The 16,572-nt window shown below is 74.5% G+C and carries 14 protein-coding genes; 6 read left to right on the top strand and 8 right to left on the bottom strand.

Annotated elements, in window-relative coordinates:
* Positions 1 to 138: 138 nt before the first annotated feature.
* Entirely contained in the window at positions 139 to 2,652 is a 2,514-nt protein-coding gene (locus tag AB0B02_RS20565; protein ID WP_357302483.1) for a bifunctional FO biosynthesis protein CofGH, read from the bottom strand.
* A 132-nt stretch (positions 2,653 to 2,784) separates the two neighbouring features.
* Complete coding sequence (locus AB0B02_RS20570; RefSeq protein ID WP_281944064.1) at positions 2,785 to 3,795, bottom strand: hypothetical protein; 1,011 nt, start codon at positions 3,793 to 3,795, stop codon at positions 2,785 to 2,787.
* Between the two features lie 99 nt (positions 3,796 to 3,894).
* Between AB0B02_RS20570 and cofD the strand changes: the two genes are divergently transcribed.
* Positions 3,895 to 4,896: a 2-phospho-L-lactate transferase gene (gene cofD, locus AB0B02_RS20575; RefSeq protein WP_357302486.1), complete on the top strand. Its 1,002-nt coding sequence runs from the start codon at positions 3,895 to 3,897 to the stop codon at positions 4,894 to 4,896.
* Positions 4,893 to 5,978, top strand: coding sequence for a coenzyme F420-0:L-glutamate ligase (locus AB0B02_RS20580; protein ID WP_281944068.1), 1,086 nt, complete (start codon positions 4,893 to 4,895; stop codon positions 5,976 to 5,978). The genes cofD and AB0B02_RS20580 overlap by 4 nt, the downstream gene beginning before the upstream one ends.
* A gap of 36 nt (positions 5,979 to 6,014) precedes the next feature.
* On the opposite strand, the gene AB0B02_RS20585 is transcribed toward AB0B02_RS20580, so the two are convergent.
* Entirely contained in the window at positions 6,015 to 7,034 is a 1,020-nt protein-coding gene (locus AB0B02_RS20585) for a winged helix-turn-helix domain-containing protein (RefSeq protein WP_281944070.1), read from the bottom strand.
* A 206-nt stretch (positions 7,035 to 7,240) separates the two neighbouring features.
* Positions 7,241 to 8,281, bottom strand: coding sequence for a hypothetical protein (locus tag AB0B02_RS20590; protein ID WP_281944072.1), 1,041 nt, complete (start codon positions 8,279 to 8,281; stop codon positions 7,241 to 7,243).
* Between the two features lie 72 nt (positions 8,282 to 8,353).
* Between AB0B02_RS20590 and AB0B02_RS20595 the strand changes: the two genes are divergently transcribed.
* The gene (locus AB0B02_RS20595; RefSeq protein ID WP_281944198.1) at positions 8,354 to 8,899 is read left to right on the top strand and encodes an NUDIX hydrolase; all 546 of its coding nucleotides are present in this window, start codon (positions 8,354 to 8,356) and stop codon (positions 8,897 to 8,899) included.
* A 25-nt stretch (positions 8,900 to 8,924) separates the two neighbouring features.
* Here AB0B02_RS20595 and AB0B02_RS20600 read toward each other — a convergent pair whose 3' ends face one another.
* Both AB0B02_RS20600 and AB0B02_RS20605 read right to left on the bottom strand, forming a co-directional pair.
* Positions 8,925 to 10,016 (bottom strand): sugar phosphate nucleotidyltransferase, encoded by a 1,092-nt coding sequence (locus AB0B02_RS20600; protein ID WP_281944074.1) that lies wholly within the window; start codon positions 10,014 to 10,016, stop codon positions 8,925 to 8,927.
* Between the two features lie 63 nt (positions 10,017 to 10,079).
* Positions 10,080 to 11,225 (bottom strand): glycosyltransferase family 1 protein, encoded by a 1,146-nt coding sequence (locus tag AB0B02_RS20605; protein ID WP_107157768.1) that lies wholly within the window; start codon positions 11,223 to 11,225, stop codon positions 10,080 to 10,082.
* A gap of 150 nt (positions 11,226 to 11,375) precedes the next feature.
* Between AB0B02_RS20605 and AB0B02_RS20610 the strand changes: the two genes are divergently transcribed.
* Positions 11,376 to 12,065 (top strand): TIGR03089 family protein, encoded by a 690-nt coding sequence (locus AB0B02_RS20610; RefSeq protein ID WP_281944077.1) that lies wholly within the window; start codon positions 11,376 to 11,378, stop codon positions 12,063 to 12,065.
* 111 nt (positions 12,066 to 12,176) lie between these two features.
* On the opposite strand, the gene AB0B02_RS20615 is transcribed toward AB0B02_RS20610, so the two are convergent.
* Positions 12,177 to 14,144, bottom strand: coding sequence for an acetoacetate--CoA ligase (locus AB0B02_RS20615; RefSeq protein WP_357302493.1), 1,968 nt, complete (start codon positions 14,142 to 14,144; stop codon positions 12,177 to 12,179).
* Between the two features lie 181 nt (positions 14,145 to 14,325).
* A complete protein-coding gene (locus AB0B02_RS20620) occupies positions 14,326 to 14,859 on the bottom strand; it encodes an acyl-CoA thioesterase (RefSeq protein ID WP_281944081.1) in 534 nt (177 codons plus the stop codon).
* A gap of 23 nt (positions 14,860 to 14,882) precedes the next feature.
* Between AB0B02_RS20620 and AB0B02_RS20625 the strand changes: the two genes are divergently transcribed.
* Positions 14,883 to 15,542 (top strand): hypothetical protein, encoded by a 660-nt coding sequence (locus AB0B02_RS20625; protein ID WP_281944083.1) that lies wholly within the window; start codon positions 14,883 to 14,885, stop codon positions 15,540 to 15,542.
* A gap of 130 nt (positions 15,543 to 15,672) precedes the next feature.
* Positions 15,673 to 16,518, top strand: a complete 846-nt coding sequence (locus tag AB0B02_RS20630) for a hypothetical protein (protein WP_357302498.1) — start codon at positions 15,673 to 15,675, stop codon at positions 16,516 to 16,518.
* Positions 16,519 to 16,572 lie beyond the last annotated feature (54 nt).

The following is a 16,572-nucleotide window of genomic DNA, read 5'->3' on the forward strand; positions in this document are numbered from 1 at the left end:
CAACCGGCGCCGCAGCGCCGCGGGGACCGGGCACCCGGACGCCGCCGGATCCCCGGGCTGGGGGTCACCGGCGGCGGTCCTCGCCGCAACCGCCGCCGGCACCCACAGGTACGGCGCGGCGCGGCGAAAGGTTCGACGTCAGGCGCGGGCGTGACCGTACGCGGTCGTCCGCTTGCGGAACGGCCGGCCGGCCGCCGTGGCGATCGACCGCAACTGCTCCTCGGTACGGGCCGAACCGTTGCCCGAGCCGGCCATCCGGGAGATGGTCTCCTCCATCAGCGTGCCGCCGAGGTCGTTGCAGCCGCCGCGCAGCATCTCCACCGTGCCGGCGTCGCCGAGCTTCACCCAGGAGCACTGGATGTTGTCGATCCGGCCGTGCAGCAGCAGCCGGGCCATCGCGTGCACCACCCGGTTCTCCCGCCAGGTCGGCCCCGGCCGGGCGATGCCGGCCAGGTAGATCGGCGCGTTGGTGTGCACGAACGGCAGCGCCACGAACTCGGTGAACCCGCCGGTGCGGTCCTGCACGCCGGCCAGCACCCGCAGGTGGGCCAGCCACTGGCCGGGGTGGTCGACGTGCCCGTACATCATCGTGGAGCTGGACCGGATGCCCAGCTCGTGGGCCGTGCTGACCACCTCGACCCAGGCGGCGGCCGGCAGTTTGCCCTTGGTGAGCACCCAGCGCACGTCGTCGTCGAGGATCTCCGCGGCGGTGCCCGGGATGGTGTCCAGCCCGGCCTCGCGCAGCATGCCCAGCCACTCCCGCACCGGCACGCCGGCCTTCGCGGCGGCGGTGACGATCTCCATCGGGGAGAACGCGTGCACGTGCATCCCGGGCACCCGCGCCTTGATCGCGCGGACGATGTCGGCGTAGCCGGTGACCGGCATCTTCGGGTCGATGCCACCCTGGAGGCAGACCTCGGTGGCACCGGCCGTCCACGCCTCCTCGGCCCGGTCGGCGACCTGTTTCAGGGAGAGCCGGAACGCGTCGGCGTCGCTCTCCCGCTGCGCGAACGCACAGAACCGGCAGCCCACGTAGCAGACGTTCGTGAAGTTGATGTTCCGGTTGACCACGTAGGTCACGTCGTCGCCGACCGCGTCCCGGCGCACGTCGTCGGCGGTCCGGCACAACTCGTCCAGCGCCGGGCCGTCCGCGCCGAACAACGCCAGCGCCTGTGCCTCGTGCGCCGGCGTCAGCAGCGCGGCCGGGTCGTCCGCCGCCAGCCGCAGGCCGGCGCGCAGGTCGGCGTCCCCGCCGCCGGTCCCGGGCACCGGGCGGGTGACCTTGTTCGCCACCTCGGACCAGTCGCCGTAGACGCTGTCGAAGTCGCCGCGCCGGTCCTCCGTCCGCCCGGTCACGTCGATGGTGACGTGCAGGTCGGTCCGGCCGCCGAAGACCTCCTCCGGTTCCTGCCAGGGCCGCCCCACCGGGCGGGCCGCCTCGACCGCCAGCCCGGTCGCCGGCTCGGCGAGCGCGGTGACGTGCGGCAGCAGGCGCGGGTCCAGCCACGGCCCGCCGGCCCGCACGTACTCCGGGTAGACGGTCAACCGCTCGCGCAGCGTGAACCCGGCGGCCGCGGTCCGCGCGGCCAGCTCGTCGAGCTGCGGCCAGGGCCGCTCCGGGTTGACGTGGTCCGGCGTCACCGGGGAGACGCCGCCCCAGTCGTCGATGCCGGCGCGCAGCAGCAGGTCGTACTCGCCGGCGATCAGGTTCGGCGGGGCCTGGATGCGCGCCTTCGGGCCGAGCAGCACCCGGGCCACCGCCACGGTCGCGGCCAGGTCGTGCAGCTCCGCGTCCGGCATGCCGCGCATCGCGGTGTCCGGCTTGGCGCGGAAGTTCTGCACGATCACCTCCTGGAGGTGGCCGTACTCCCGCATCGCGCGACGGATCGCGAACAACGCGTCGACCCGCTCGGCCCGGTGCTCGCCGATGCCGATCAGGATGCCGGTGGTGAACGGCACGCCGACCCGACCGGCGTCGTCGAGCACCCGCAGCCGCACCGCGGGTTCCTTGTCCGGCGAGCCGAAGTGCGGGCCGCCCGGCTCCGACCAGAGCCGGGTCGCGGTGGTCTCCAGCATCATGCCCATGCTCGGTGCGACCGGCTTGAGCCGCTGCAACTCCGACCAGGACAGCACGCCCGGGTTCAGGTGCGGCAGCAGGCCGGTCTCCTCCAGCACCGCCACCGCGCAGGCGCGCAGGTAGTCGAGCGTGGAGTCGTAGCCCCGCTCGTCCAGCCACTCGCGGGCCGCCGGCCAGCGCTCCTCCGGCCGGTCGCCGAGCGTGAACAGCGCCTCCTTGCAGCCCTGCGCCGCGCCCTCCCGGGCGATGGCGAGGACCTCGTCGCGCTCCAGGTAGGCGGCGGGCAGCCGGTGCGGCACGGTGGCGAACGTGCAGTAGTGGCAGCGGTCCCGACAGAGCCGGGTCAGCGGGATGAAGACCTTCTTGGAGTACGTGACCACGCCCGGCCGGCCGGCCTCCCGCAGCCCGGCGTCGCGGATCTCCCCGGCGATGCGGAACAGCTCGTCGAGCGCCGCGCCGCGTGCGGTGAGCAGGGCCGCCGCCTCGTCCGCGTCCAACGCCCGACCGGTGGCGGCGCGGCCCAGCGCCCGCCGGACGCTCGCCTCGGTCGGTACGAACTCGCTGCGCTCAACCATCCGCCCAGCCTATGCGCTGCCGACGGCGCAAGGCGGGGCCCCCTTTTAACGCCTCGGGTAGAGAAGGGTCCCCTCCTGACACCTCCGGCGGCGCGGCGGCGGGCGATGGGATCCACCGCCCGCCGCCGGGACTCACCGGGGCTGGTTCGGGTCCTCGCGGTCGAAGCGCTGGGTGCGCTCGTCGTCGGCCGGGGACGCCGGCTGGCCCGGCTCGGCGCTCTGGCGCGGGATCGCCTGGGTCGGGTCGGCCGACGGCGGCTGACCGAACGGCGGCGCCGACGGCGCCGAACCGGCCGGCGGGGCGCCGAACTGCGGGGCGCCGGCCTGCGGGGCGCCGAACTGCGGACCCCCCGCCTGCGGGCCGGCCTGGGGCCCACCGAACTGCTGGCCGGCGAACGGCGGGGCCGACTGCGGGGCGTGCGGCGGGGCGGTGTTGAACGGCGGCGCCGACTGCGGCTGGCCGTACGGACCGGCCTGCGGCCAACCGGGCTGCGGGGGCGCGCCCGCCGACGGGTAGCCCGCCGGGGCCTGGCCCGGCTGCGGCGGCACCCCGGCCGGCGGGTAGCCGCCCTGGGCGGGGTAGCCGCCGGGCTGGCCGGGCTGCTGCGGCCAGCCCGGCTGGGCCTGACCGTAGACGCCGGGCTGCGGCTTGGGCTTCGGCACGTAGTAGAGCGTGCGCCAGATCTTGAACACCACGAACCCGGCGATCGCGAAGACGGCCAGCCAGGCCACCCGGGTGAGCAGCCCGAGGAACGCGTCAAGCACCTCGCCGTCGGCGAGCCGGTTCACCAGCCAGATCAGGAACGTCAGCGCACCGAAGACGGCGGAGACGGCGAACTCGATCAACGCCACCTGGGTGATCAGTTTCGCCTTCGGCAGCACCGGACGGATGTGCGTGGCGAGCAGCACGGCCAGCAGCGGCAGGACCGTCGACTCCAGCCCGACGAAGGTGAAGTAGGTGCTGCCGGCCCGACCGCCGAACGTGCTGTAGTCGTCGACCGGCACCAGCAGGCGCAGCAGGCCGACGAAGAGCAATACGGCGTTCGCGCCGAGCAGAACGAGCGCGGCCAGTTCGCGCAGCGGCTTGGTCAGTTGGCTGGCCTGCGCGGCGTCACCGGACGCGGGCTCGGTGGGGCTGGTCACGGACTCCCCCAGGGGACGAAAGCGGACAGTTGGCGACGTGAGCCTAGTCTCTCCGGCCACCGGGCGATCCACGGCGGCACGTGCGGAAGGATGGACGTCATGCGCATCGTGGTACTGACCGGCGGCATCGGGGGCGCCCGGTTCCTGCTCGGCGTCCGGGCGTACGCCCGGGAGACCGGCGCCGACGTGACCGCCGTGGTAAACGTCGGCGACGACCTGCTGCTGCACGGGCTGAAGGTCTGCCCCGACCTGGACAGCGTGCTCTACACGCTGGGCGGCGGCGCCGATCCGGAGCGTGGCTGGGGGCGGGTCGGTGAGACCTGGACGGTGAAGACCGAGCTGGCCGCGTACGGGGCGGAGCCGAGCTGGTTCGGCCTCGGCGACAAGGACCTCGCCACCCACCTGGTGCGCACCTCCATGCTCAACGCCGGTTACCCGCTGTCCCAGGTCACCGAGGCGCTGGCCACCCGCTGGCAGCCCGGCGTACGCCTGCTGCCGGCCACCGACGAGCGGCTGGAGACGCACGCGATCGTGAGCGGGAGGAGTGAGCTTGCGAGCCCCGCAGTCGCGAACAGCGCCGGCACTGTCGCCGACGAGCAGGGGCGACGGGCGGTCCACTTCCAGGAGTGGTGGGTGCGGTACCGGGCCGAGGTGCCGACCGAGCAGTTCGTCTTCGTCGGCGCGGAGGCGGCGAAGCCCGCCCCCGGTGTGGTCGAGGCGATCGCCGCCGCGGACGTGGTGCTGATCGCGCCGAGCAATCCGGTGGTCAGCGTCGCCCCGGTGCTGGCCGTGCCCGGTCTGCGCGACGCGGTGGTCGGTGGTCCGGCCCCGGTGATCGGGGTGTCGCCGATCATCGGCGGCGCGCCGGTACGCGGCATGGCCGACCGCTGCCTGGCCGTGCTCGGCGTGGAGTGCAGCGCGGCCGGGGTGGGCGCCCTCTACGGCAGCCGGTCCGGCGGCGGGCTGCTCGACGGCTGGCTGGTCGCCCCGGAGGACGAGGACGCCGTGGTGCCGGGCGTGACCGTCCGCGCGGCGCCGCTGCGGATGACCGACGAGGCGGCGACCGCCGCGATGGTGCGCGCCGCGTTGGAGTTGATGTGAGGCTGGAGATCCTGCCGGTGCCGGGCATCGGCCACGTGACCGAGGGCGACGACCTGGCGGCGCTGATCGCCGGCGCGGCACCCTGGCTGCGCGACGGCGACGTGCTGGTGGTCACCAGCAAGATCGTGTCGAAGGCGGAGGGCCGGCTGGTCGACGTGCCCGCCGACGGTCCGGAACGCCTCGCCGCGCGGGACCGGGTGCTGGCCGCCGAGACCGCCCGGGTGGTCGCCACCCGGGGCGCGACCCGGATCGTGCAGACCCACCACGGCTTCGTGATGGCCTCCGCCGGCATCGACGCGTCCAACGTGGACAAGACCCGCCTGGTGCTGCTGCCGGTCGACCCGGACGCGTCCGCCCGGGCGTTGCGGGCCGCGCTGCGCGAGCGGCACGGTCTGGACGTCGCGGTCATCGTCAGCGACACCATGGGCCGCCCGTGGCGCAACGGCCTGACCGACGTGGCGCTCGGCGTGGCCGGCATCCCGGCGATCCGCGACCACCGGGGCGAGGTCGACCCGTACGGCAACGAACTCCAGCTCACCCAGATGGCGGTGGTCGACGAACTGGCCGCCGCCGGTGAGCTGATCAAGGGCAAGTGCGACCAGGTGCCCGTCGCCGTGGTCCGCGGTTACCTCGGCACGACCCGGGACGACGACGAGGGCGCCCGCGCGCTGGTGCGGGACGCCTCGCTGGACCTCTTCTCGCTGGGCACCGCCGAGGCGCACGCCGCCGGCCTCCGGGCGGCGGCCACGCTCCCCGACGGGACCGGCCCGACGCCCCCCGACCCGGCCGCGGTGGACCGGGCGATCGCCGCGGTCGCCGACGTGGTCGCCCCGGGCACCGTGTTCACCCACGTCACCGACGACGAGGTACGCGCCGGGTTCGCCGCCACGGTGCCCGACTGGCCGGCCACCGCCACCGGTCTACTGCTCGGCGCGGCGCCGACACCTGTCGACCGGCCGGACCTGGTCCGGTTCGGCGCGGACCTGCAACGCCTACGCACCGCGCTGGCCGCCGAGGGCATCGGGTCGGTGCTGCTGCCACCGCCGGCGGGCAGCACCGCCAGCGCCACGCTGGCACTCTGACCGCCCCGGCGCGGTCAGGCGTCGAGGACGGCGCGGTCAGGCGTCGAGGACGGCGCGACCCAGCGGGGTCAGCGTGTGCAGCACGGTGTTGCGGTCCCGGTGGCTGACCAGCAGCCCGGCGTTGCGCAGCACGGTGGTGTGCTGACTGGCCGCGGCGGCGGAGATACGCAGCCGCCGGGCCATCTCGCCGGTGGTGCAGCCCTCGTCGGCGACCTGGAGCACCGCCGCGCGGGTGCGGCCCAGCAGCGCGGCGAGCGCCTCGCTCTGCCCGGCGCCGAGGCCGGGCGTGAGGCCGCCGAGCCGGTCGACCGGGTAGACCAGCACCGGGGGCAACGTCGGATCGACAAGCGCCACCGGAGTGCGGGAACAAAAGAAGGACGGGACGAGCAGCAGCCCCCGGCCGTCCAGGTGCAGCTCCCGGCTGTCCGGGTAGTCGAGCACCTCGAGCACCCCGCCGCCCCACCGCATGGCGGGTCGCAGGCTGGCGAGCAACCCCTCGGCGCCACCGTCGAGCATGGCTCGGGCACGGCGGGCCCGGTCCGCCTCGACGGCGGCCTGGACCCGGGCCCAGTAGGGCGTGACGGCCAGGGACTGGTAGCGCGCCATGGCGTCGGTGAGGTTCTGCAACACCTCGGGTTCGCCCCGGGCGAGCGTGGTCGCCGAGGGCGGCAGCGGGGTCTCCGGGGCCAGCATGGTCAGGTCACGGCGCAGCATGCCGCGCGGGGTGCCGCGGACCGCCTCCAACCCCGCTTCGATGCCGTCCTTGCTGGCGGACGGCGTGAGGAAGTCGGGAAAGTAGCCGCGCGGTGGATTGAGCGCGAGGAGCAACCGGTAGCGCTCGGCGCTGTTGTCGGCCCGCAGCCCCTGCGCGACGGCGCGCCGCCAGGTGGTCATCATGGGGTCACGGCCGCGCCCCTGAAGCAGGTGCAGGCTGAGGACCAGTTCCCAGAGCGGGTCCGCGGCCGGGGCGACCCGGGTCCGCAGAATGTCCTCACTCGAGAAAATAATCTTCAGCATGGAGAGCGCTCCCGGGTGGACGGCGGAGGTGCCCGCCACCCCTGGCACTTTACCCGCCGGCAGTAATCTCCATCTTTAAGCGTGACGTGAAAAACCTCGACGGTAGGGCGGCCGGTTCGGCAGACTCTTCCTTGCCCGCCGACGCCGGGGCGCAGTGTCGACCCGGGCGCCGGCTGACGGGCGTGGCCGGACGGCACCACGAGGGTCTGCGGATTCGTTCCGCAGGGGTGCCGTCCGGCCCTCGCTCATCCGATCCAGAGCGCCACCCGGTGGTCCTCGTCGGTCACGTAATAGCAGCGTCCCGCCTCTTCCGCCAGCCCTTCCACGTGATGGAACGGGGCCAGCTCCGCCACCAGCTCCGCGCCCACCCGGGCGTCGTCCGCGGCACAGTGGCGGAACCGCACGTGGCGGGACGTCACCCTCCCGCCGTGCGGGTGGTCGTCGAGCAGCACCGAACCCTTGCCCAGCGCGTCGATCGACCCGATCACCGCCGCGTAGCCGCCGTCGTCTGTCGGCGTGATCGCGCGGAAGCCGGCCAGCGCGCCGGCCGGCGTCACCCCGGTCAGCGCGTACGCCCCGAGCGCCCGGGGCCAGCTCGGCGCGGTCCGGTCGAACATCCCCGCCACCCCGGCCAGCTCCACGTAGATCGGCTCACCGGCGGCGGTCACCGGGAAACGCAGCCCGAGCAGCGCCGTCCCGGCCGGCGTGAACGCCGCCGCCTCCACGTTCAGCGGCAGGTCGTCCTCGGCCAGCCGACTCACCCAGCCCTTGGCCCGGGCGGTGCCCCGCGCCACGGTCTCCGTCACGAACCGCTGCCGGACCCGCTCGCCCGGCGGCAGCGTGGCCAGCGGCGCGGCGACGAGCGCGTCGTTGATCGCCCGGTGCAGCCGGAACCGGTTGCGTACCACGTGCACGGCGAGCGGCCCGGACACCGCGTCGTCCTCCCGGAACCGGGCCACGAACGCGCGCCGGGGCCGCAACGGCCCGGCCTTGGACCCGAAGTGCGAGCCGAAGACGTACACCCAGCCGTCGTGGTGGGCGAGCGCCTCGCCGTCCTCGGTGCGGCCGTTCTCCGGGCCCGCGTCGGCGGGCACGTGGTGCGCCACCCACTCACCGTCGTCGCGTTCCAGCAGCAGCGCCAGGCACTGCTCGACCGGCCCCTCGTCCAGCACGGTCCAGAAGCCGCGCCGCGCGCCGTACGCCCGCAGCAGCGTCGGCGAACGGACCGGCAGCAGGTCGCTTGCCTCGTTGCCGGCCACCAGGAACTCGACGAGTCGAAGGGTCACCGGGTCAGGGTACGGAGGCCGCGCTCGTACAGTGTCCGGGTGCCCGACACCGATCACACCGCGTACGCCGACCTGCACGCCGACGCCACGACGACGCTGAGCCGATGGACGGCGACCAGCCCGGCCGCCGCCGCCAACCGGGACCGGACGCTGGCGCTGCTGGCCGCCGGGCCGGTGGCGATGAGCCGCGCGCACCGACCCGGGCACGTCACCGCCAGCGCGTTGGTCCTCGACCCGACCGGCGCCCGGGTGCTGCTCTGCCTGCACGGCAGGTTCCGCAAGTGGGTGCAGCTCGGCGGGCACTGCGAGCCCGGCGACCGGACGCTGGCGGCGGCGGCGCTGCGCGAGGCGACCGAGGAGTCCGGGATCACCGGCCTGACCCTGGACCCGGAACCGATCGACGTGGACGTCCACCCGGTCGCCTGCCAGGGCGGCTCCCTGCACTACGACGTCCGGTACGCCGTGTTCGCCCCGGCCGGCGCGGTCGAACGGGTCAGCGACGAGTCCGAGGCGCTGGGCTGGTTCCCACCGGACCGGCTGCCGGAACCGCTGGCCGGCGGGACCGCCCAACTGGTGGCGCCGGCGCTCGCGGCGCTGGCCCGTCGCGCCACCGGGTGACGGGACGGGCCGGCGGCGCGGCGGCTCAGACCAGGCCCTCCTCGCCGCGCTCCTTGAGCTGGTCGACGATCTTCTTCACGTCCTGTGCCCGGTCCCGGGGGCAGACCAGCAGCGCGTCCGGGGTGTCCACCACGATCAGGTCACGCACGCCGACGGTGGCGACCAGGCGGCCGGAGTGCGGCACCACCACGGTGCCGGTGGTGTCGTGCAGCAGCACGCCCGGCTTCGCGTCCCCGCCGAGCACCACGTTGCCGGCGGCGTCGGTCGGCAACACCTCGCTGAGCGTGTGGAAGTCGCCGACGTCGTTCCAGCCGAAGTCGCCGGGCACGGTCGCCACCCGGCCGGCGGTCGCCGCGCCCTCCATCACCGCGTAGTCGACCGAGATCTTCGGCAGCGTCGGCCAGACCGTGCCGAGCACGTCGTCCTGCTCGGGGTTGCCCCAGGCCGCCGCGATCGCGGTGATCCCGGCGTGCAGCGCCGGCTGCTGGCGGGCCAGCTCGGCCAGGAAAACGTCCACCCGCCAGACGAACATGCCGGCGTTCCAGAGGTGCCGGCCGGAACGGAGGTACCCCTCGGCCACCTCGGCCGCGGGCTTCTCCTTGAACTCGTGCACCGGGCGCAGCGGCCCGGCGCCGACCGGGTCACCGGTCTCCAGGTAGCCGTAGCCGGTCTCCGGGCGGGTCGGGGTGATGCCCACCGTCATCAGCAACCCCTGCTCGGCCCCGTGGATCGCCTGCCGCACCACCTCGGCCCAGCCGGCCGGGTCGGCGATCAGGTGGTCGGCGGCGAACGCGCCCATCACCGCGTCCGGGGCGCGGCCGGCGATCACCGCGGCGGCCAGCGCGATGGCCGCGCAGGAGTCCCGTGGCGACGGCTCGACCAGGATGTTCTCCTCCGGCAGGCCAGCCAGTTGCCGGGCCACCGCCGCGGCGTGCGCGGCCCCGGTGACCACCAGTGTGCGTTCCGGTGTGGTCAGCGGCCCCAACCGGCCCACCGTGGCCTGCAACAGCGAGGCGGAGGTGCCGGTCAGCGGGTGGAGGAACTTGGGATGGCCGGCGCGGGACAGCGGCCACAACCTTGTGCCGCTGCCGCCCGCCGGGATGACGGCGTAGAACATCAGCACATCATGCCCGAAGCGGGCGAGCCGCCACGGCGGATGAGGCGGCGCGCCGCCCGCCGGTCAGGCGCGGGCCCGCCGCCAGGCGGCGATGTGCACCTCGGCGCTGGACTCCCAGGTGAACTCCTTGGCCCGGTCGAAGCCGGCCTTGGCCAGCGACAGCCGCCGCTGCTCGTCGTCCAGCAGGGCACCCAGGTCGGCGGCGATCTGATCCGGGTCCTCGCTGGTGTACGCCACCGCGTCGCCGCCCACCTCGGGCAGGGAGAGCCGCGGCGTGGTGAGCACCGGCGCGGCGCACGCCATCGCCTCCAGGATCGGCAGCCCGAAGCCCTCGCCGTAGGACGGGTAGGCGGCCACCAGGGCGCCGCCGAGGAAGCCCGGCAGGTCGGCGTAGCGCAGGTAGCCGGGGCGCAGCAGCCGCAGGTGCGACGGGACCTCGGCGACCGCACGGTCGATGTCGTCGTCGTGCCCCTGGCCGCCGGCCACCACCAGCACCGGCGGGTTCGGCCGGTCGGCCACCGCCCGGGCCCAACCGCGGATCAGGTTGGGCACGTTCTTGCGCGGCTCCTTGGCGCCGAGGAACGCGATGTAGCTGTTGTCACCGAGACCCAACCGGGCCCGGACCCGGGCCTTCTCCTCGTCGCCCGGCGCGTGGAAGGCGGCCTGGTCGACACCGTGGTAGGCGACGTCGATCCGGGTCGGGTCGGCGTCCAGCAGCCGGATCAGCTCGTCCCGGGTGGCCTTGCTCGGCACGATCACCCGGGCGGCGCGACGCAGCGAGGTCTTGATCGCGCTGCGGAAGAACGTCCGGCGCGACTTGTCGTAGTGCTCCGGCTCGGTGAAGAACGTCGCGTCGTGCACGGTGACCGTCACCGGACACCCGGCCCGAAGCGGACAGGTGTAGAACGGCGAGTGCAGCACCTCCGCGCCGACCTGCTGGGCCAGCAGCGGCAGGCCGGTCTGCTCCCAGGCGAGCCGCGCGGGCCGGTGCGCCACCGCCGCCGGCGCCGGGACGATCTCGGCCCCGGGCAGCATCCGGGTGTAGCGCTCCAGGTCGGTGCGGAGACTCACCACCGCCAGGTCGACGCCGTCGCCGCAGACCCGGCCGAGCGCGCCGAGCAGGCCGTCGACGTATCGACCGACGCCGCCGCGATCGGCGGGGACACTCGTGGCGTCGATGAGAACGCGGGGCGGGCGACCGGCGGTCACGGGGCGACTCCTCAGGTGGCACGGTTGTGGGGAAGAACACTGTCGGCAAGCCTACGCCGCGCGGGCCGTCCGACGCTGACTGCGACCCGACGGTACGCCGACTTGTCGTCGTCATCGAGTACGCGGTTCGGGCGCGTATCGTTCGCTCCGATGGCCGACAACATTGCCCGCGTCTTCGCCGACGCGACCGCGTCCGACCCCACCCGACCGCTGCTGACCTGGTACGACGACGCCACCGGCGAACGCACCGAGCTGTCCGGCGCGACGCTGGCGAACTGGGTGGCCAAGACCGCCAACCTGCTCGTGGACGAGGTCGGCACCGCACCGGACGAGATGGCCGGCGTGTTGCTGCCGCCGCACTGGCAGACCGCTGCGGTGCTGCTCGGCTGCTGGTCGGCGGCGTTGACCGTGGTCGACGCGCCGGGTCCGGTGGAGGTGCTGTTCACCGCCGTCGACCGGGTCGACGAGGCGGCCCGCTGGCCGGCCGGCGAGCGTTACGCGCTGGCGCTGGACCCGTTCGCGCTGCCGATGCGGCAGGTGCCGGCCGGCTGCACCGACTTCGTGTCGGCGGTACGCGGGCACGGCGACCACTTCACCGCGTACCCCTCGGGTGGCGCGGGGGACGCGGCGCTGCTGGCCCGCGCGGAGGCCCGCGCCACGGAGCTGGGCCTCGCCCCCGGCGACCGCCTGCTGGTCGACGTGACCCGGCATCCCGACCCGGTCGACTGGCTGCTGGCCCCGCTGACGGCAGGCGCCACGGTGGTCGCCTGCGCCCACCCCACCCCGACCCACCTGCCCGCCCGCGCCGAGACGGAACGAACCACCCACACCCTCCCCTGACCCCACCCCACCTCGTCGATCTTGCAGTTGCCGCCCCTGGGTTGAGGCATTCACCCCTTTTGCCAGGGCAACAAGTGCAAGATCGACGAGGTGGGGTGGGGTGGGGTGGGGTCAGGAGGCGCGCTGTTGGGCCAGGGCGGCGAAGGCCGTCAGGGACTCGGGGTTGGCCAGGGCGCCCTTGGCCGCCGCCGCGTCGACCGGGGTGCCGGTGAGGATCTTCTTGACCGGGACCTCCAGCTTCTTCGCGCTCAGCGTGCGCGGGACCGCGCGGACCTGGTGGATCTCGTCCGGCACGTGCCGGGGCGACAGCGCGGTCCGCAGCTCGCGGCAGATCTTCCTCCGCATCGCGTCGTCCAGCTCCAGGCCGTCGGCGAGCACCACGAACAGCAGCAGCTCCCCCGCGCCGCCCTCGTCGTCCTCCAGGTGCACCACCACCGAGTCGACCACCTCGTCGAGCCCCTCCACCACGGAGTAGAACTCGGCCGTGCCGAGGCGCACGCCGCCCCGGTTCAGCGTGGCGTCCGAGCGGCCGGTGATGACGCAGCCGCCGCGTTCGTTCACCGTGATCCAGTCGCCGTGCCGCCACACCCCCGGATAGACCTCGAAGTACGCCTCCCGGTAGCGGGCGCCGTCCGGGTCGTTCCAGAACCCGACCGGCATGCTCGGCATCGGCTCGGTGATCACCAGCTCGCCGAGCTGGCCGACCACCGCCGACCCGTCGGCGGACCGGGCCTCCACCTTCGCGCCGAGCGCCCGGCAGGCGATCTCACCGGCGTGCACCGGCAGCAGCGGCACGCCGCCGACGAACCCGGTGCAGACGTCCGTGCCGCCGGAGAGCGACTGGAGCTGGAGGCGGTCGCTGACGTTCTCGTACACCCAGGTGAAGCCCTCGGCGGGCAGCGGCGCGCCGGTCGAGCCGAGGCCGCGCAGCGCGGACAGGTCGGCGATCTCCCGCGGCACCAGCCCGGCCTTGCGGGAGGCCAGCAGGAACGGGGCCGAGGTGCCGAAGTAGGTGGTGCCGGTCTCCGCCGCCAGCCGCCACAGCGCACCCAGGTCCGGATGGCCCGGATTGCCGTCGAACAACACGATCGCCGCGCCCACCGCCGGCCCGGAGACCAGGAAGTTCCACATCATCCAGCCGGTGGTGGTGAACCAGAAGAACCGGTCGGACGGGCCCAGGTCGTGGTGCAGCGCCAGCATCTTCAGGTGTTCCAGCAGGATGCCGCCGTGGCCGTGCACGATCGGCTTCGGCAGGCCGGTGGTGCCGGAGGAGTACAGCACGTACAGCGGGTGGTCGAAGGCGACCGGGGCGAAGGCCAGCGGCTCGTCGGTCTCCGCCGTTAGCTCCGCCCAGGTCATCGCGCCGTCCGGGGCCGGGCCGGCCGGATCGAGGTACCCGACGGCGACGGTGTGCCGCAACGACGGCAACGCGGCCCGGACCGCGGCCACCTCGGCGCGCCTGTCGATCGGCTTGTCGCCGTACCGGTAGCCGTCCACCGCGACCAGCACCGTGGGCTCGATCTGCTGCCAGCGGTCGGTGACGCTGCGGGTGCCGAACTCCGGCGCGCAGGAGGAGAAGATCGCGCCCAGGCTGGCGGTGGCGAGCAGCAGGACGTACGTCTCCGGGATGTTCGGCGCGTACGCGGCCACCCGGTCGCCGGGGCCGACGCCGAGCCGGCGCAGGCCGGCGGCCACCCGGCGGACCCGCTCGCGGAGCTGCGCCGCGGTGAGCGTCTCCGGGGCGCGGGTCTGCCCGTGCGCGATCACCGCCGGTTCGTCGTCGCCGAGCCCCGGCATGCGCAGCACGTTCTCCGCGTAGTTGAGCGTCGCCCCGGGGAACCAGCGGGCGCCGGGCATGGACCTCCCGGCCAGTGTTGCGGTCGGGGGCGTGTGTGCAAGCACGTCGAAGTAGTCCCAGATCGAGGACCAGAACCCGGTCAGATCGGTCACCGACCACTGCCACAGCGCGTCGTAGTCGGCGAACTCCAGCCCGCGGTGCTCGGCCAGCCAGCGCAGGTAGTCACCGATCCGGGACCGCTCGCGCACGTCGGCCGGGGGCGTCCACAGCACGTCAGACACGTTCCACCCTCCCCTGGGGCCCGGCACGACACTGTGCATGGGCCGTGGCGCCATCTTGCCCTACCTCGTACCGCCATTCTCCGCACCCGGTGCCGCCCACGGGGCGTGCCCACCCCACACCCCGCACCCCCACCCCATGTGGATCGCGCGGCAAGCGGGGGCGTTTCCTCTACCGGAGGCGTTAGGCGGGGGCCCCTCCTTTCACCTCGCGGTGGAGTTGGATGGCGCGCCGGCGGGCCAGCCGGTGGGCGCGCCGGATCTCCGCCTCCCGGAAGCGGCGCTCGTCGTCGGGCGTCTCGGGCAGCACCGGGCGGACCGGGCGGGGCGCGCCGCCGACGTCCACACCCACGAAGACCAGGTACGCGGTGGCGACCCGGACCGGCTCGTCCTCGGCCGAGTCCCAGCGTTCGGCGACCACCCGCACCCCCACCTCCATCGAGGTGCTGCCGGTCCAGTTGACCTGGGCGTGGGCGTGCACGAGGTCGCCCACCCGGACCGGCTCGGAGAAGACGATCTCGTCGATGGAGGCGGTGACCGCGGTGCCGCCGCTGTGCCGGGCCGCCGCCGCGCCGGCCACGTCGTCGACGAACTTCATCAGTACCCCACCGTGCACGGTCCCGTACAGATTGACATCGACGGCGGTCATGATGCGACTCAGCGTGACGCGGGAGTACGAGGTCGGCTTACCCGACGGGACCGCGGGATGATCTGTCATGCCGGAAACGGTACGGTGCGCGGATGCGACATCTCTGGAGCTTCCTCGCCGGGTTGGTGGTGGCACCCGTCACCTGGGTGCTCGTCACCCTCGGTCAGGACGGATCTGGGCGGACCGTCAACCGCTGGGTGGAGATCGGTACGTACAGCACCCCCAACCTGATCGAACCGGCCGTCTACCTGGGCGTCGCCGGCATCCTGCTCGGCCTGCTCGGCACGCTGCGTTTCTCGCCGCTCGGCCCGCTGGTGGCGGGGCTGCTGCTCGCGGCCCCGTACGTGGGGCTGTTCGTCGCGCCCTTCACCGTGCGGGACCGGATCCCCGGCGACCTGAAGCTGCTCGGCGACCCGCTGCCGCTGCGCCAGCCGCTGGACAACGGCACGCTGTTCCTCATCGGCCTGCTACTGCTGATGGCCGTGTTCAGCGGTGGACGCTGGCGTCGCCGGCCCGCGCCGGAGGGAGCCGGGGCGGAGCTGACCCCGGCCGGCACTCCGGCCGAGCCCGAGCCCGCGCTCACCGGCTGGTCCGCGCCGGGCCCGGCGAAGGACCCGGACACCGCCCCGCTCACGCTGGCCTATCCCGAATCCCCGACCGAACCCCTGCCCCGCCGCACCGGCGGCGAGTCACCCTGGTCGGCGCCACCGCGCGCCGGCACCCGCCCGGACAGCCCCGACGACCTCCGCTGACCACCCCGGGTGGGCCGCCGGTCCCGGTCGGCCCACCCCCTCCGGGGGCCGGCGACGCATCGGCCGAGTCGGATCTCGGACCCCGACCGCGGTACCCACGCACGAGTGACTGTCACTACAGTCAGCCGTTATGCCGATGCCTTCCGTCAGGACGCGACGGGCCGTCGGCGTGGCCACCGTCGTCCTGGCGTCGGCGCTCCTGGTCATCGGCGTCCGCCTGGCCACCCGGGGTGATCCCCCGGTCGACGACGCCACCCGGGTCTGGTGCCTGTCGGCGGCCCACCGTCCGGGCCTGGTGGACGCCGCCCGCGCGCTCGGCCTCGCCACCCCCGGCCCGGCCGAGGGGCAACTGAGCTGGTCCGGCCGCCAGGGCAGCCCGGAGCAGTGGCAGGCCGACCGGCGGGCCGACTTCGACCGCACCTGTCGGGCGCTGACGGCCGCCGCCCGGTTGGACCGGGCCGGCGCCGGCACGCCGCCGCCGTCGCCCTGGGCCACTCTCCTCCCGTCGATCCTGCTGGCCGCCGCCAGCGCCGCGCTGGCCGGCTGGTTCAGCCGCCGGTCGGCCACCGCCGGCACCCGGCGGACGGAGGCGGACGCGCTGCGCGCGGCGACCCGGGAGTACGCGCTGGCCGTCGAGTCCCTGCTGTCGCACGTGGAACGGGTCACCCCGGGCCCGTTCCCGGGGGTGGACGACCTCCGGGCCCGGCGCCGGGAGCTGGCCAGCCGACTGCACACGGTGACCGGCGCGCATCCGCGTTGGCGGCTGGCCCGCCGGCTGGGTGACACGCTCGACTCGTCCGCGGGCCCGCTGCACGACGTGCCGCGCGGCGGGGCGGCGGACGATCCCCGGCGCGCCGACTGGGTGCGCGGGCAACGCACGGAACTGAGCCGGCTGGAGGCGCAGGTGGAGCAGGTGGCCCAGGCGGTGGAGAATCCCGGGCTGGTCCCGGGCCGCACCCCGGCGGCCGTACGGTGAACCCCCAGCCGCCCGACGCGCCGCCGCCGGCGCCGGGTCATCCGCCGAACCCGT

Source organism: Micromonospora sp. NPDC049240, assembly GCF_040647835.1.
GTDB lineage: Bacteria > Actinomycetota > Actinomycetes > Mycobacteriales > Micromonosporaceae > Micromonospora.

What these genes read in the sequence shown, in the direction of transcription:
- AB0B02_RS20565 (WP_357302483.1), bottom strand. Translation starts at nt 2,652, where the DNA reads ATGGTTGAGCGCAGCGAGTTCGTACCGACCGAGGCGAGCGTCCGGCGG.
- cofD (WP_357302486.1), top strand. Translation starts at nt 3,895, where the DNA reads ATGCGCATCGTGGTACTGACCGGCGGCATCGGGGGCGCCCGGTTCCTG.
- AB0B02_RS20600 (WP_281944074.1), bottom strand. Translation starts at nt 10,016, where the DNA reads ATGTTCTACGCCGTCATCCCGGCGGGCGGCAGCGGCACAAGGTTGTGG.
- AB0B02_RS20610 (WP_281944077.1), top strand. Translation starts at nt 11,376, where the DNA reads ATGGCCGACAACATTGCCCGCGTCTTCGCCGACGCGACCGCGTCCGAC.
- AB0B02_RS20620 (WP_281944081.1), bottom strand. Translation starts at nt 14,859, where the DNA reads ATGACAGATCATCCCGCGGTCCCGTCGGGTAAGCCGACCTCGTACTCC.
- AB0B02_RS20625 (WP_281944083.1), top strand. Translation starts at nt 14,883, where the DNA reads ATGCGACATCTCTGGAGCTTCCTCGCCGGGTTGGTGGTGGCACCCGTC.
- AB0B02_RS20630 (WP_357302498.1), top strand. Translation starts at nt 15,673, where the DNA reads ATGCCGATGCCTTCCGTCAGGACGCGACGGGCCGTCGGCGTGGCCACC.